This is a genomic window from Cupriavidus sp. HE11, assembly GCF_056097175.1.
The window spans coordinates 465,348-478,994 of sequence record NZ_CP184465.1 but is presented as its reverse complement, the minus strand read 5'-3'; the positions used below and the strand labels follow the sequence as shown (position 1 = coordinate 478,994).

Sequence of the window (13,647 nt, the reverse complement as noted above, 5' to 3'; positions counted from 1 at the left end):
CCATGCCGATTGCCCTGCGTACCGGATCGGTCATGGCCTTTGCCGCCATGGCGCCACCTGTCAGCCGCTGGATGTCGGCCGAGGAAGTGGCGCGGCTGGCCGCCATGCGAGCCCAGCAGCGGGCCGAGCAGTTCGCGGCGGGCCGCTGGCTGGCGCGGCGGCTGCTGGCCGTGACGTTCGGCGGCGATGCGTCGGAATGGGCGCTGTCCGCCGCCGAGGATGCGCCGCCGCTGGCTACCCATACGGCCGGCGCGGTGGGTACGCCGGTTTTCGTCTCGATTGCCCACTCGGGCGATCACCTTGCCTGCGCGGTCTCGGATCTGCCGGTCGGGGTCGATATCGAGGAACTGCAGCCGCGCCAGCACCTGGCTACGCTGATCGAGGCCACTACCACCGAGGCCGAGCGCGCGGCGCTGCCCGAACTGCTGGACGACGGCGACGAGGAAGCCCGCATGCTGGCGTTCTTCCAGCTCTGGACGCTCAAGGAAGCGTGGATCAAGTGCCACGGCGGCAACCTGTTCCAGACCATGATGGGAAATGTGGTGGAAGCCATGCCATCACCGCTGGAGCTGGCCAACGGGCTGACCTGGCGCCGCAAGAACGCTGTCCTGGCGCTTGCCGCCGCTTCGGGCCTGGAGGACGACCTGGGCCTGCCGAACGTTACAGGCTGGCGGCTGCACGCCCAGGCCACCGTCGACTGAGCCTGGGTTACCGGACGCTCAGGTCTTTTCCAGCGAGGCGCAGGCTGCGCGCAGGATGGCGGCGTAGCGCTCCAGATGCGGCTCGATCCGGTAGACGGGCCCCGCTATCGAAATCGCATAGCACTCCCCCGAAAGCCGCACCGGCCACGCCAGCGCGCCCACATCGGGCATCGATTCACTGAGATTGACGTAGGCGCCGCGCTCGCGCGACTGGCGCAGGTCGGCTTCGAGCGTCTCGGGCGTGGTCAGCGTGCGGGGCGTGAAGCCCTGGAACGCCAGCCGGGGCAGCAGCGCGGCCCGTTCGCCTTCGTCCATGGCTGCCAGCAAGGCCTTGCCGATGGAGTTGGCGTGCAGTTCGCGCCGTTCGCCGGCCGTGGCGATATAGCGAATGGCGTGCGGGGATTCGAGCACATCCAGGTAGACCACGGCCGTACCCTCGTGCAGCTTGCCGATGACGATGGTTTCGCCTGTGGCGTCGCGCAGTTCGCTCATGGTGCCGTGTACGCGGTCCAGCACGGGATCGTGCCGGGCAATCTGCTGGGCCATTGCCAGCAGCCGCCCGGTGGGGTAGTAGCCCTGGCGCCGTGCGGTCTCGTAGAGGTATCCCAGCGAAGTCAGCGTGCGGATCAGGGCCAGGCAGCTCGATGCCGGCACGGCCAGCAGGCGCGCCAGTTCCGACAGCGACAACGCCCGCCGCTCGCGCGCGAAGGTCTCGATGATCTCGATGACCCGCAGGGCGGTCTTGACGTTCATTGCCGGGGATTTGGTGGGCTCGGGGCGCTCTGGCATGGGCGGCGGGGCAGGATCGGGGCGGGTGCGAATCGTGGATGCCCGGGGTGGGGCCGTCGGGGCGGACTGTAGCACGGCAACACGCACGAGGCGACCGCGGATGCACCCGGAGGCCCACCCGCCGATGCGCTCGATACAACGGATAGGTTGTAAATCTGCTTTACAACCTATCCGTTGTAACTTGTAAATACAACCTTTACGTAGTAAAACGGCTTTACAACCAATGTGTTGTGAACCTGAACCCCGAAAGTGCTCGTGCAGCCCCCATGTCCACCCAATATCCCATTCGAATCCTGACCCAGCTGAATCCGGTATTGCAGGGTTTTCGCAGGTCGCGCGGCCTGACCCAGGCCGATGTCGCGGCGCGCCTTGGTGTCAGCCAGCAAAGCTACGCCCGCCTGGAGGCCAATCCGGGCCGCGCCAGCATGGCGCGCGTACTGGCGGTGTTGCAGGCGCTGGAGGTGGATCTGGTACTGGCGCCCCGTGGCGCGGCGGTTCCCGCGGATGCCGCAGCCCCCGCAGATGCTGCCGGGGCCGCCAATGGCAGGCGCAGCAGGCCTGGCAAGGCCGGCAAGCCCGGTACTGCCCAGGCGGTCGCCAGGCCGACCGGCACTGTTGCGGCCCGCCGCAAGCCAAAACCCGGCCAGGGCTCGGGAGAAGACTGGTAATGGGTCGGCGTCCGCTCCGGCGCCGGCTTGGCGTCTGGATGAACGGCTGGCTGACGGGTACCTGGGAACGGGGCACCGACGGCGAGTCGTTTGCATACGATGCCGACTGGATGGACAGCGCCCAGGGGCGCCCCCTGTCACTGTCGCTACCGTTCCGGTCCGATGCGGCACCGTATCGCGGCGGCGTGGTCACCGACTACTTCGACAATCTGCTGCCCGACAGCGATGCCATCCGCCGCCGCCTGGCGCAGCGCCATCGCACCCAGGGCACGGGCCCGTTCGACCTGTTGGCCGCACTGGGGCGCGACTGCGTCGGCGCGCTGCAACTGCTGCCGGAAGGCGCCGAGCCCGAAGCGTTGCGGACCATCGCGGGCACGCCAATGGATGAGGCGGCCATCGCGCGGTTGCTGCGCGATGCCACGCGCAGCGCGCCGCTGGGTCAGCACGACGACGAGGGCGACCTGCGGCTGTCGATTGCCGGCGCGCAGGAAAAGACCGCATTGCTGCATCACGGCGGCCAATGGCTGCTGCCCCACGGCAGCACGCCCACCACGCATATCCTCAAGCTGCCGCTGGGCCTGGTCGGCAACATGCGGGCGGACATGCGTACCTCGGTGGAAAACGAATGGCTGTGCGCACGGATGGTGGGGCATTTCGGCCTGCCGATTGCCGACTGCACCATCGAAACGTTCGAGGACCAGAAGGTGCTGGTGGTGGAGCGGTTCGACCGGCGGCTGGCGCCCGATGGCAGCTGGATCATCCGCCTGCCGCAGGAGGACTTTTGCCAGGCGCTGGGATTGTCGCCGCTGTCGAAGTACCAGGCCGACGGTGGACCGGGCATCGCCGAGATCATGGGCGTGCTGGCGGCTTCGGAAACCCCGGCGCATGACCGTCGTAATTTCTTCAAGACGCAGATTCTGTTCTGGCTGCTGGCCGCCACCGACGGGCATGCCAAGAACTTCAGCCTGTCGATCGGGCCGGGCGGGCGCTATTGGTCGACACCGCTGTACGACGTTCTGTCGGCATTCCCGATCATGGGCGGCGGCGCCAACCAGCTGGCGCCGCAGAAGGCGCGCATGGCGATGGCCGTGCGCGGCACCCAGAACCACTACCGCATCGCGCAGATCATGCGCCGGCACTGGCTGGAGCAGGGGCGTCGCGTGGGCCTGCCTGCCGATGACGTCGAGGCCATCCTGGCCGAACTGAAAGATGCCGTGGAACCTGCCATCGGCGCCACGGCAGCCGAACTGCCGGCAACGTTTCCGCAGGACGTGGCCGGACGCGTGTTCGACGGGCTGCGGGCGCAGGCGCGCCGGCTCTGAGCGCCTTCCGCCCCGGGGATTTGTACCGTTCTGTATCACGGCGAACAATCGATACGTCGACACACGGAACGGCCGCTTGCGCCACACGCACGCGATACGTCCAGCCCTTCCAATAGGCTCCATGGCGAATGCGCACGGTGCGCCGCCAATCACCGGTCTGGGTGGAGCCCCACATGTCGAAAATCAACATCGCGTTGCAGCTGACGAGGACAGTGTTCTCGTCGTTGCCGCCTGGTGCGCTCCAGGGACTGACGCTCGCGGCGGCCATCGTCGCCACGGGCACCGCCTGCGTGGCGCTGGCGATTGCGCGGCCCGCGCAGCCCGGACCGGCTTTCCAAAACTAGTCTTGCTGGAGAAATCGCATGTTCAATCGCAAACACGACCGCAATCGTACGCTCGTAGCGCTGGCCCTGGCCGCCGTCGGGTTGACCACCGGCGTAGCTGCCCAGGCCGCATCGGCCGCCGCCAATGCTGCCGACACGCAGCAGCCTTCCGTGGTCATCGTGCACGGCGCTTTTGCCGATGGCTCGGACTGGGCCCGCGTCATTCCGCTGCTGCAGGCAAAAGGCGTGAAGGTGCAGGCCGTGCAAAACGGGCTGGAATCGCTGGCCGGCGATGTGGCGGCCACGCGCCGCGCCATCGACAACCAGCCGGGCAAGGTGGTGCTGGTGGGACATTCGTGGGGCGGCACGGTGATTACCGAGGCGGGCGCCAACGACAAGGTGTCGGCGCTGGTCTACGTGGCGGCCTTTGCGCCGGAAGCGGGACAGTCGACCGAGGAAGCCGGCAAGGCGTTTGCGCCGGCACCGGGCATCGGCAAGCTGGTGGCGGACAAGGATGGCTACCTGTCACTGCCGCCGCAAGCCGTGGCAAGCGATTTCGCGCAGGACGTGCCCGCCGCGCAGGCGCGTGTGATGGCCGCGACCCAGGGCCCGATCCAGGCCAAGGCTTTTGGCGAGAAAACGAGTGTCGCGGCGTGGTCCAGCCGACCGTCGTGGTACATCGTCAGCGCCAATGACCGCATGATTCCGCCCGATCTGGAGCGCGCCATGGCAAAGCGGATCGGCGCCAGGGTGACCACGCTGCCGACCAGCCACGTGCCGCAGCAATCGCGCCCCGCCGATGTGGCGAAGGTGATACTGGATGCCGTGCAGACGGTGAAGGCGCAGAACTAAAGAAAATGCGATGACTTTGCGAGCCCTCTCCCGCATGCGCGAGAGAGGGCTGTACCACGCTTACTTGTTCGGCGTCGCTGCCGGGCCAGCCGGCAGCGGGTCGATGCCGTCGCGCTTGACGTACGTGACAGACGTCACATGGCTGGTGGTGGTGAACTTCTCCACGCCGCTTGCGCCCTGGCGCTCGCCCGGCTGTGCGTCGGTGTGCGTGATTTCCGCGACGTACATGCCTTTCCACGGCATGTCGAACGTCACCAGCCCCTGATCGTCGGTGTGGCCTTCCCTGGCCCAGCCCGATTGCGTCACCAGCGCCACCTTTGCCTTGGGCAGCGGCTTGCCGTGGTAGTACGCCTTGAAGGCACCGGGCTGGCCGGCCGGTACCAGGTCGAGCGTCAGCCGGGGCTGCTGGGCGGTGAAATCCGATACCCAGCGCGCGGCCGGGTAATAGCGGCTGATGACCTCGGCATCGCCGCGCTTGAACGTGCGCAGCGGGTAGCGGGCGTCTTCGGCCACCACCGCATCGCGTTCGCCCAGCGTGAACGGAAGCTGGAAGCCGTTGGCGGCCTTCACGCCGTTCGCGGTCTTGTCGCCACCGGCCGCCAGCAGCGTGGCGGTGGGCGCGCCGAACCTGTCGAGCAGGCCTGGCGATACTTCGCGCAGGTTGTCACCATATTCGCCGAAACGGATCGACGCCGGCTGGCCGGCCGGTTGTTCGATCCAGATCTGGTGTGCCTGGACGGCGCCGGACAGCGCGAGCAGGGCGGCGGCAAGGGAGATGGACTTGTTCATAGGGAGAAGGCCTCGTCGGTTGGCGTCAGAAATCGAACTGTGCGGAAAGGAATACGGTGCGGGGTGCCGCCACCGTGGCGTAGGTGCCGCTGACGAGCCAGTAGTCCGAATTGAACAGGTTCTCGACGTTGGCACGGAATACCACCGACTTGCCCATGACCTTGGTGCGGTAGCGGGCGCCGATGTCGTAGCGGGTCCAGCTCGGCAGGCTCAGCGTATTGGTGGCGTTGAAGTACAGCGACGACGTATGGATGACCCGCCCGTTCAGGCTCAGGCCCGGCACCCAGGGCACGTCCCAGTCCGCGCCCAGGTTGAAGGCGTTGCTGGGTACGCCGTTGGCCTTGTTGCCGTCGTTCACGCCGCCGGCGGTCTTTGTCAGCCTGGCGTCATAGAACGTGGCGCTGGCCATCAGCCGCAGGCCGCGCACCACTTCGCCATAGGCGGACAGTTCGATGCCGCGGTTGCGCTGCTCGCCGTCGAAGCTGTACAGGTTGGTGGCCGGATCGGTGACGGCGCTCGGGCGTTCGATCTGGAAGGCCGACACGGTAGTGGTGACCTTGCCCCAGTCCACCTTGACGCCGCCTTCGTACTGGTTTGACTTGTACGGCGGGAACACCTGGCCGGCATTGGCCGCCGTGACCGGTGCCACGCCGCCGCGCGACAGGCCGGACGTGAAGTTGCCATACAGCGACACATTCTTCACCGGCTTGACCACGATACCGGCCACCGGCGACACCGCGCTTTCGTCGTAGCTCGACGTCTTCGCCCCGGTGGTGGTGCTGAAGTTGTCCAGCGCCACGCGCTGGTGGCGGAAGCCGCCGGTCAGCAGCAGGCGGTCATCGAGCATCGCCAGCGTATCGGTCAGCGTGAAGCTCGTAAGCGCGGTGTCGGATGCCTTGCTGGCATCGATGCGCGTGCCCACCACGGGCGTCAACGGCACCGGGTTGTAGATGTTCGATGCCTGCGGCGGGGCCGACGACGGCACGTAGGCGTTGCCGAGTTCCTGCTCCAGCCGGGTGAAGCTGGCGGTGACCGTATGACCGACGCCGAACGTGCTGAACGACGTCCGCGCGCCCACGTCGGCCGTCCACGTCTTGCTGTACGAGTCGTAGTAGGAATTCGTGGCCGTGAAATTGCCCTGCGCGTCGGCAGGGCCGCCCGGGAAGGTCTGGTACGCCGTGCCGCCGCGATAGCCGCCGGCCGCGTACACGGTCAGGTTGGGCAGGATGTCGTATTCCAGGCGCGACATCACGGCCGTATCGTGCAGCGCGAGTTCGGTGCCGGGATAGAAGTTGCGATGGCCCGACGGTGCGTCGGGGATCTTTGTCACGCCGGCCTGGAAGCCGATCTGCGGACGGAAATTGTCGGTGCCTTCGTGCTGCGTGTAGGTGTCCAGCGACCAGCGCAGCTTCTTGCCCCGGTAGTCCAGCGCCAGCGCGCCTACCCCCTGTTTCTGGCTGCCGTCGTCGATGGCGGTATTGCCGCCCCGGAACACGCCATTGACGCGCACGCCCCATTCCTTGTTCTCGCCGAAGCGCCGCCCCACATCGGCCTGCACACCGAACAGCGACTTGCTTTCGTAGGTGGTGGTCAGGCGTGTCAGCGGTTCGTCCTCGGCGCGCTTGGTGACCACGTTGATTGCGCCGCCAATGCTGCCGCTGGGGCCGATGCCGTACATCAGCGTGCCGGGGCCCTTGAGCACTTCCACGCGCTCCATGATCGCGGCGGGCATGCGGCTGGACGAAGCCATGCCATAGAGCCCGTTCAGGCCCACGTCGCTGCTGGACACCGTATAGCCGCGAATCTGGAAATCCTCGCCAAAGCCGCCGCGCGAGGTCAGCGTGCGGACCGAGGCGTCGTTGATGACCACGTCGGCCAGCGTCCTGGCCTGCGTGTTGTCGATCATCTCGCTCGTGTAGTTCGTGGTGCTGAACGGCTGGTCCATGACATCGGACGTGCCGAGCACCCCGAGTCCGCCCCCACGCGCCACCTGGCCGCCCGCATAGGGCGCCGGCAGGTCATGTGCGGCGGCGGCCGTGACGGTCACGGCGGGCAGCGTGGCCGCGCCATCTGCCGCGCCGCCGCCAGCCGGGCCATTGATCAGGTAACTGCCATTGGATTGCTGCGCCACCTCCAGGCCGGACTGGGCCAGCAGCGTGTCCAGGCCCGCGCGCGGCGTGTAGGTGCCCGTCAGGCCCTGGCTCCGCTTGCCGGCCGCGATCTCGGGCTTGAACGACAGCATGATGCCGGCCTCGCGGCCAAAGCGGCTCAGCGCGTCTTCCAGCGAGCCTGGCGGGATGCTGTAGGCGCGCGCAGCAGCCTGGGCGTGTGCCACCATCGGCACGATCATGGCAGGCGCGGCGGCGAGCGCCCCAAAGGCAATACGGCCGACCACCGAGGTCAGCAGCTTGCGGCGGAAAACAGGATGTGACTGACGCTGGCACGCCTTGACCGGACCCATGGACAGACCTTTCGAATTGGAGGAGAGATGCAGTACTTGCCCTCCTTGACCCACGAAGGCCCGAAACGGATCAGGTTTCGCCAACTTTTTTTGCGAACGGTGAGCCATCGGGATGTACACGGTGTCCACGGCGGTCAGCCCCGTGGCGCCGGCAGCAGGCGGATGTCGTCCTGCCCCCACAGGCGCGTGATGGTCTCCTTGCGCAGGTTCAGCGTGGTGCTCAGCGTCTGCAGTACCTTGTTCAGGTCGTCGAGCGGGAACGATCCGGACACCTTGAGCCCCGCAATGGCGGGATCGCATGACAGCGACGCACGGCTGTAGCGGCCCAGTTCGGCCACAAACGCATCGAGACGCATGCTGCGGGCCACGATAAAACCTTCGGCCCAGGCAATGCGGCTGGCGTCCGCCGGGGCTGGCTCTGCGACGTCGCGCTCTGTATAGCGGACGCAACTGCCGGCCTGCAGCACGCGCTGATGGCCGCTGGCGTTGCGCGGACGGATCTCCACGGCCCCTTCGAAGACGCAAACCTCCGTGTTGCCGTGTTCCTCGTTCTTGCCGGCCCCGGTGGCGTCCTGCCGCACCAGGTAGCGCGTGCCCAGCGCACGGGCGGTGCCGTGTGCCGTATCGACCAGGAACGGGCGTGGCAACGGCCGGGCATCCCTGGCCGTCGTGACCAGGATCTCGCCGGCCAGCAGCCTGACGCGCCGTTCGGTATCGTCGAAATGGATGTCGACGGCGCTGTCGGTGTTCAGCACGAGCCGGGTGCCATCGGCCAGCATCACGGTGCGCCGCTCGCCAATGGCGGTACGGTAATCCGCCACCCACTGGCGCCACGGTGTGTACTCGCGGGCCGTCCATGCCAGTCCGCTGGCAAAGGCCAGCGTCGCCAAGGTCTTGATGGCCTGGCGGCGCGGCTGTTCACCAGGAGAGGCGAGGGCGGCGCGCACCACACCGGCCGCCCCCGGCGCTGCCAGCGGCTGCAGCCGGCCGCGCACCGATTCGATCCGTTGCCACGCGCGCTCGTGGTCAGGGTGCGCGGCGCGCCAGTCGGCCCACGCCTGCCGCACCTGTGGCGACGCATCGGCGGCCTGCAGTTCCACCAGCCATTCGAGCGCGCGCTCGGCCACGCTCGCCGGAATCGTTGCAGCGTCGGACGTGGCGCGGTACCAGGAGGATGTCGGCACGTGTCAGCCCACGAACGACAGATCGGCAAAGTAGCACTGCTGCAGCCCCTTGACGATGTAGCGCTTGACGGTCGGAATGGAGATGCCAAGGGCTTCGGCGACCTGCGCATGCGTGTGCTCGTCCAGCTGCGAGAGCAGGAATGCCTGCCGGACGATGGGTGGCAGGCCGTCGAGCAACCGGTCGAGTTCCAGCAGGGTTTCGAACAGGATCGCGCGGTCTTCAGGCGAGAGTTCCACCTCGCGCGGCGCCTGTGCCAGTGCTTCCAGATAGGCCCGCTCCAGCTGTTCGCGCCGCCAGTGGTTCGACATCAGGTTCCGCGCCACCGTGGTCAGGTAGGCGCGCGGTTCATCCAGCGTGGCGGGCACGCGTTCGCTGTTGAGCAGGCGGACGAAGGTGTCGTGTGCAAGGTCGGCGGCCTGATCGGCACTGCCCAGCCGCCGGTGCAGCCAGCCCTTGAGCCACGAATGATGGTCGCAGTAAAGCGACTCGATGGTCGAAGGGAAAAGGGAGCCTGGCGTACTCATGATCTAGCCCGTCATCGGTCGACTACGTAGCCCCGTGCGCGGTACCCGGCTAGCCATGCAGTTGTATCAAGACATTTAAATGATAATCATTATTAGTAACAGAAAGCCCGGGTGACTGTCAAACAACTGCGCCGATGCGTCGTGTCCGACACGTTGTGTCCACCACACAGACATTGGCGACATGAAGCCGAGTGGCGATGAAACTACGTCGCAGTATGCCCGGCGGAATAGGGTGGATTTACGGGATTTTTCGGATACGCCGATTATTCTGACAAAAATGTAATGTTCTACGATTAAGAGAAAACCCTTGGATTGCGAATAGACGTTAAAAGATCACCTATAAATAGAGCCTACGTGTTGCGAACTGGTGTCACGCATCACGCCTCCGCCCGCCTGTGCTAGCCTGCGGGCTTTTTTTTGCCCATTTTTCGACCCATGAATGCACGTGCATGATTAATAACGGATTTTTTATTGCCGTCTGTAATGAATAAGATTTTTGGGGTGGTGAAAACCCTCTCCCTGCTTTCGCTTGACTATGTTGGTATATCACATACCTTGTAACCATCGCGTTCCGGATTACGCGAACATTACGCCGAACATTACATTTTTGTAATCCAGCGTTGCGCCGAACATTACAAACGTGTAATTCATTCGGTGATTTTAAATATGGAGGAGATTTCAGATGCAAAACGAATAGCCGGTCGGTGAACTGCCTGGAAACCAAGGCTGGACAAGGGTTTCGGCGCGCATTCGGTACCAACTCGTGGTTTGAGCAATGGCGGTCCTGCGCAAATGGGTTTCACACGCGAAACCGGAAGACCAAAAACAACAAGAACGAAGACACAGGAGACACGCAAATGCAGGCGACGACATTACGGTTCGAGCGCACGGTGCCCGTGTATCGAATCGCATCCCCACGAATTGCAGACCAAACCACGACATCAGGGAGCGCGCAATGACTCACGCACCGACCGGGGCATTGCGCCCCAATCCACAGGTTTCCGACAAAAAACGCTGGTTACAGTTGCTGGTTGGCGTAGTCTGCATGATCGCTACGGCGAATATCCAGTACGCCTGGACGCTGTTTGTGCCGGAAATCCAGGACACCTTTGGCTGGTCACGCGCCAATATCCAGATTGCCTTTACGATCTTCGTGCTGGTGCAGACTTGGCTGGCCCCGATCGAGGGTTATTTCATCGATAAATTCGGGCCACGGTTGATGGTGGCGTTCGGCGCACTTTTCATTGGCTTCGCCTGGGTGATCAATTCGCAGGCCACCACGCTGATGGGGTTCTACGTGGGCGCGGCGGTAGGCGGGCTGGGCGTGGGGTCGATCTATGCCACCTGTATCAACAACGCGATCAAGTGGTTCCCGGATCGACGCGGGCTGGCCGTGGGCCTGACGGCGGGCGGCTACGGTGCCGGCTCGGCAGCCACCATCCTGCCGATCGCCGCGATGATCGAGTCGCAGGGCTTCCAGCACACGTTCATGTTCTTCGGCATCCTGCAGGGCGCGCTGGCGTTCATGGCTGCATGGTTCCTGCGCGCACCGCAGGCCAATGAAGTGAAGGCGTCGAGCAAGATCTACCAGTCCACGCGCGACTACACCCTGCGCGAGGCGCTGGCTACCAAGCTGTTCTGGCTGATGCTGGTGATGTTCGTGCTGGTGGTTACCGGCGGCATGATGGCCGTGGCACAGCTTGGCGTGATCGCCAAGGACCTGGGCGTCAAGGAGTTCAAGGTCGACCTGTACTTCTTCACGATGGCCGCGCTGCCGCTTGCGCTGATGCTCGACCGCGTGATGAACGGTATCTCGCGGCCACTGTTCGGCTGGATCTCGGACAACATCGGGCGAGAGAAGACGATGGTGATCGCGTTCTCGCTGGAAGGCATCGGGATCATCGCGCTGGGCTACTTCGGCAGCAATCCGTACGCGTTCCTGATCCTGTCGGGCGTGGTGTTCCTGGCGTGGGGCGAGGTCTACTCGCTGTTCTCGGCGCTGGCCGGCGACGCGTTCGGCACCAAGCATATCGGCAAGATCTACGGGGTGCTCTACACGGCCAAGGGTATCGGTGCGCTGTTCGTGCCCATCGGCAACCTGATGATGGAAGCCACCGGTACGTGGTCGACAGTGCTCTATACCGTGGCGACGATGGACCTGCTGGCCGCGTTCCTGGCCTTTACGGTGCTCAGGCCGGTGTTTGCGAACCATGTGGCAGCGTCGAAACGCGCCTTTGCCGAGGAGGGAGGCGGGACGCAGGTGCCAGCCTGATGTCCTGAGCCAGCCCGGAAGACGCCGCGGCGGGCGTCTTCCGGGCACATCGGGCGCGGGCGTGCCGTAGCCATCGTGATGCCGGTTCGGCGGTGCGCCCACGCCGCCCGGACCAGCCCACGGCGGCTGGTTCTTGCTCACGCTCTGGTGTTATGTAAGCGCCACAAATAGCCGGCCGTGAACATGCTGTGGCGATGAGGCGACGTCCTCCGAATCCCCCGTTGCGAGCGCGGAAGGAAACGGATTGGTCAGGGCAGGGCGAAAGCGGCCGCCGCGCATCTATAATCCGGCATGACTTCTTCCGCCCCCACCTCATTCGCCACGCTGCCGCTGTCCGCGGCCATGCAGGCCACCCTCGCCCAACTTGGCTACGACGCCATGACGCCGATCCAGGCGGCCAGCCTGCCATTGGCGCTGGCAGGGCAGGACCTGATCGCCCAGGCCCGCACCGGCAGCGGCAAGACCGCGGCGTTTGCGCTCGCGCTGCTGCACCGGCTGGACCCGCGTCCGTTCGACGTCCAGGCGCTGGTGCTTTGCCCCACGCGCGAACTGGCCGACCAGGTCACACAGGAAATCCGCCGCCTTGCGCGCGCCGAGGACAACGTCAAGGTGCTGACACTCTGCGGCGGATCGCCGATCCGGCCGCAGGTGGAGAGCCTGGTGCATGGCGCCCACGTGGTGGTCGGCACGCCGGGCCGGATCATCGACCACCTGGATCGCGGCAGCCTGAATCTCGACACGATCAATACGCTGGTGCTCGATGAAGCCGACCGCATGCTCGACATGGGCTTTCATGACGACATCGCCTTCATTGCCAGCCACGCGCCCAAGGACCGGCAGACACTGCTGTTTTCGGCCACCTATCCGGATGCCATCGACAAGCTCGCCCATCGCTTCCTGCGCCAGCCCAAGACGGTGAAGGTGGAAGAGGCACACGATGCCGCCACCATCACGCAGCGCTTCTACGAGGTGGAGAACGGCGAGCGGCTCAACGCGGTCGGCCTGCTGCTGGACCATTTCCGCCCAGCCACCACGCTCGCGTTCTGCAATACCAAGGCGCGTTGCCGCGATCTGGCTGATTTGCTACATGCGCAGGGCTACGCCGCGCTTGAACTGCATGGCGACCTGGACCAGCGCGAGCGCGACCAGGTGCTGGTGCAGTTTGCCAACCGGAGCTGCTCGGTGCTGGTGGCTACCGACGTGGCTGCGCGCGGGCTCGACATCTCCCAGCTGGAAGCCGTGATCAACGTGGACGTCACGCCCGATCCGGAGGTGCATGTCCATCGCGTCGGCCGCACCGGGCGCGCCGGCGAGGCGGGCTGGGCCTTCAGCCTGGTCAGCCTCGACGAAATGGGCCGCGTGGGCAATATCGAGCAGCACCAGGGTGGCGAATTCGAGTGGCACGCGCTGACCGAACTGACACCCGCAGGCGGCACGCGCCTGCTGCCGCCGATGGTGACGCTGCAGATGCTGGGCGGCCGCAAGGAGAAGATCCGGGCCGGCGACATCCTTGGCGCGCTGACCGGTGACGCTGGCTTCACGAAGGAGCAGGTTGGCAAGATCAGCGTGATGGAGATGTCGACCTATATCGCCGTCGACCGCGCCATTGGCCGCGAAGCCGTGAAGCGGCTGAACGAAGGCAAGGTGAAGGGGCGCAAGGTGAAGGTGAGGCTGCTGACGACTGGTCAGCGGTAACAGCCATGCCATGCCGGCCCCGCCTATGGGGCCGGCGAAAAAAAACCACGTCGACAAGGACGTGGT

12 protein-coding genes are annotated in these 13,647 nt (G+C 65.5%); 7 read left to right on the top strand and 5 right to left on the bottom strand.

What is annotated here, in order from left to right; translation table 11 throughout:
- The first annotated feature begins 2 nt into the window (after positions 1-2).
- On the top strand, positions 3-701 hold the full coding sequence (locus tag ACOABP_RS19590) for a 4'-phosphopantetheinyl transferase family protein (protein ID WP_474229643.1): 699 nt from the start codon (positions 3-5) through the stop codon (positions 699-701).
- Positions 702-719: 18 nt separating this feature from the next.
- On the opposite strand, the gene ACOABP_RS19585 is transcribed toward ACOABP_RS19590, so the two are convergent.
- The gene (locus ACOABP_RS19585; protein WP_474229642.1) at positions 720-1,454 is read right to left on the bottom strand and encodes an IclR family transcriptional regulator; all 735 of its coding nucleotides are present in this window, start codon (positions 1,452-1,454) and stop codon (positions 720-722) included.
- 302 nt (positions 1,455-1,756) lie between these two features.
- Here ACOABP_RS19585 and ACOABP_RS19580 point away from each other — a divergent pair, with 302 nt between their 5' ends.
- The 4 genes from ACOABP_RS19580 (at position 1,757) to ACOABP_RS19565 (ending at position 4,655) form a co-directional block, all read left to right on the top strand.
- Complete coding sequence (locus tag ACOABP_RS19580) at positions 1,757-2,158, top strand: helix-turn-helix domain-containing protein (protein ID WP_474229640.1); 402 nt, start codon at positions 1,757-1,759, stop codon at positions 2,156-2,158.
- On the top strand, positions 2,158-3,480 hold the full coding sequence (locus ACOABP_RS19575; RefSeq protein WP_474229639.1) for a type II toxin-antitoxin system HipA family toxin: 1,323 nt from the start codon (positions 2,158-2,160) through the stop codon (positions 3,478-3,480). The genes ACOABP_RS19580 and ACOABP_RS19575 overlap by 1 nt, the downstream gene beginning before the upstream one ends.
- 173 nt (positions 3,481-3,653) lie before the next feature.
- Positions 3,654-3,824, top strand: a complete 171-nt coding sequence (locus ACOABP_RS19570; protein ID WP_474229638.1) for a hypothetical protein — start codon at positions 3,654-3,656, stop codon at positions 3,822-3,824.
- 18 nt (positions 3,825-3,842) lie between these two features.
- Complete coding sequence (locus ACOABP_RS19565) at positions 3,843-4,655, top strand: alpha/beta fold hydrolase (RefSeq protein ID WP_474229636.1); 813 nt, start codon at positions 3,843-3,845, stop codon at positions 4,653-4,655.
- A 60-nt stretch (positions 4,656-4,715) separates the two neighbouring features.
- On the opposite strand, the gene ACOABP_RS19560 is transcribed toward ACOABP_RS19565, so the two are convergent.
- The 4 genes from ACOABP_RS19560 to ACOABP_RS19545 form a co-directional block, all read right to left on the bottom strand.
- Positions 4,716-5,444 (bottom strand): DUF4198 domain-containing protein, encoded by a 729-nt coding sequence (locus ACOABP_RS19560; RefSeq protein ID WP_474229634.1) that lies wholly within the window; start codon positions 5,442-5,444, stop codon positions 4,716-4,718.
- Positions 5,445-5,469: 25 nt separating this feature from the next.
- Positions 5,470-7,905: a TonB-dependent siderophore receptor gene (locus ACOABP_RS19555; protein ID WP_474229632.1), complete on the bottom strand. Its 2,436-nt coding sequence runs from the start codon at positions 7,903-7,905 to the stop codon at positions 5,470-5,472.
- A gap of 134 nt (positions 7,906-8,039) precedes the next feature.
- Positions 8,040-9,089: a FecR domain-containing protein gene (locus tag ACOABP_RS19550; protein WP_474229630.1), complete on the bottom strand. Its 1,050-nt coding sequence runs from the start codon at positions 9,087-9,089 to the stop codon at positions 8,040-8,042.
- Between the two features lie 3 nt (positions 9,090-9,092).
- A complete protein-coding gene (locus ACOABP_RS19545; RefSeq protein ID WP_474229629.1) occupies positions 9,093-9,614 on the bottom strand; it encodes a sigma-70 family RNA polymerase sigma factor in 522 nt (173 codons plus the stop codon).
- A 955-nt stretch (positions 9,615-10,569) separates the two neighbouring features.
- Here ACOABP_RS19545 and oxlT point away from each other — a divergent pair.
- Both oxlT and dbpA read left to right on the top strand, forming a co-directional pair.
- Positions 10,570-11,886: an oxalate/formate MFS antiporter gene (oxlT, locus tag ACOABP_RS19540; protein WP_474229628.1), complete on the top strand. Its 1,317-nt coding sequence runs from the start codon at positions 10,570-10,572 to the stop codon at positions 11,884-11,886.
- 291 nt (positions 11,887-12,177) lie between these two features.
- Positions 12,178-13,581: an ATP-dependent RNA helicase DbpA gene (gene dbpA / locus ACOABP_RS19535; RefSeq protein ID WP_474229626.1), complete on the top strand. Its 1,404-nt coding sequence runs from the start codon at positions 12,178-12,180 to the stop codon at positions 13,579-13,581.
- Positions 13,582-13,647 lie beyond the last annotated feature (66 nt).

Bases quoted from the DNA above. Each gene is read 5' to 3' on its own strand.
- ACOABP_RS19590 (WP_474229643.1), top strand. From the start codon at position 3: ATGCCGATTGCCCTGCGTACCGGATCGGTCATGGCCTTTGCCGCCATG.
- ACOABP_RS19585 (WP_474229642.1), bottom strand. From the start codon at position 1,454: ATGAACGTCAAGACCGCCCTGCGGGTCATCGAGATCATCGAGACCTTC.
- ACOABP_RS19580 (WP_474229640.1), top strand. From the start codon at position 1,757: ATGTCCACCCAATATCCCATTCGAATCCTGACCCAGCTGAATCCGGTA.
- ACOABP_RS19575 (WP_474229639.1), top strand. From the start codon at position 2,158: ATGGGTCGGCGTCCGCTCCGGCGCCGGCTTGGCGTCTGGATGAACGGC.
- ACOABP_RS19570 (WP_474229638.1), top strand. From the start codon at position 3,654: ATGTCGAAAATCAACATCGCGTTGCAGCTGACGAGGACAGTGTTCTCG.
- ACOABP_RS19565 (WP_474229636.1), top strand. From the start codon at position 3,843: ATGTTCAATCGCAAACACGACCGCAATCGTACGCTCGTAGCGCTGGCC.
- ACOABP_RS19560 (WP_474229634.1), bottom strand. From the start codon at position 5,444: ATGAACAAGTCCATCTCCCTTGCCGCCGCCCTGCTCGCGCTGTCCGGC.
- ACOABP_RS19555 (WP_474229632.1), bottom strand. From the start codon at position 7,905: ATGGGTCCGGTCAAGGCGTGCCAGCGTCAGTCACATCCTGTTTTCCGC.
- ACOABP_RS19545 (WP_474229629.1), bottom strand. From the start codon at position 9,614: ATGAGTACGCCAGGCTCCCTTTTCCCTTCGACCATCGAGTCGCTTTAC.
- oxlT (WP_474229628.1), top strand. From the start codon at position 10,570: ATGACTCACGCACCGACCGGGGCATTGCGCCCCAATCCACAGGTTTCC.
- dbpA (WP_474229626.1), top strand. From the start codon at position 12,178: ATGACTTCTTCCGCCCCCACCTCATTCGCCACGCTGCCGCTGTCCGCG.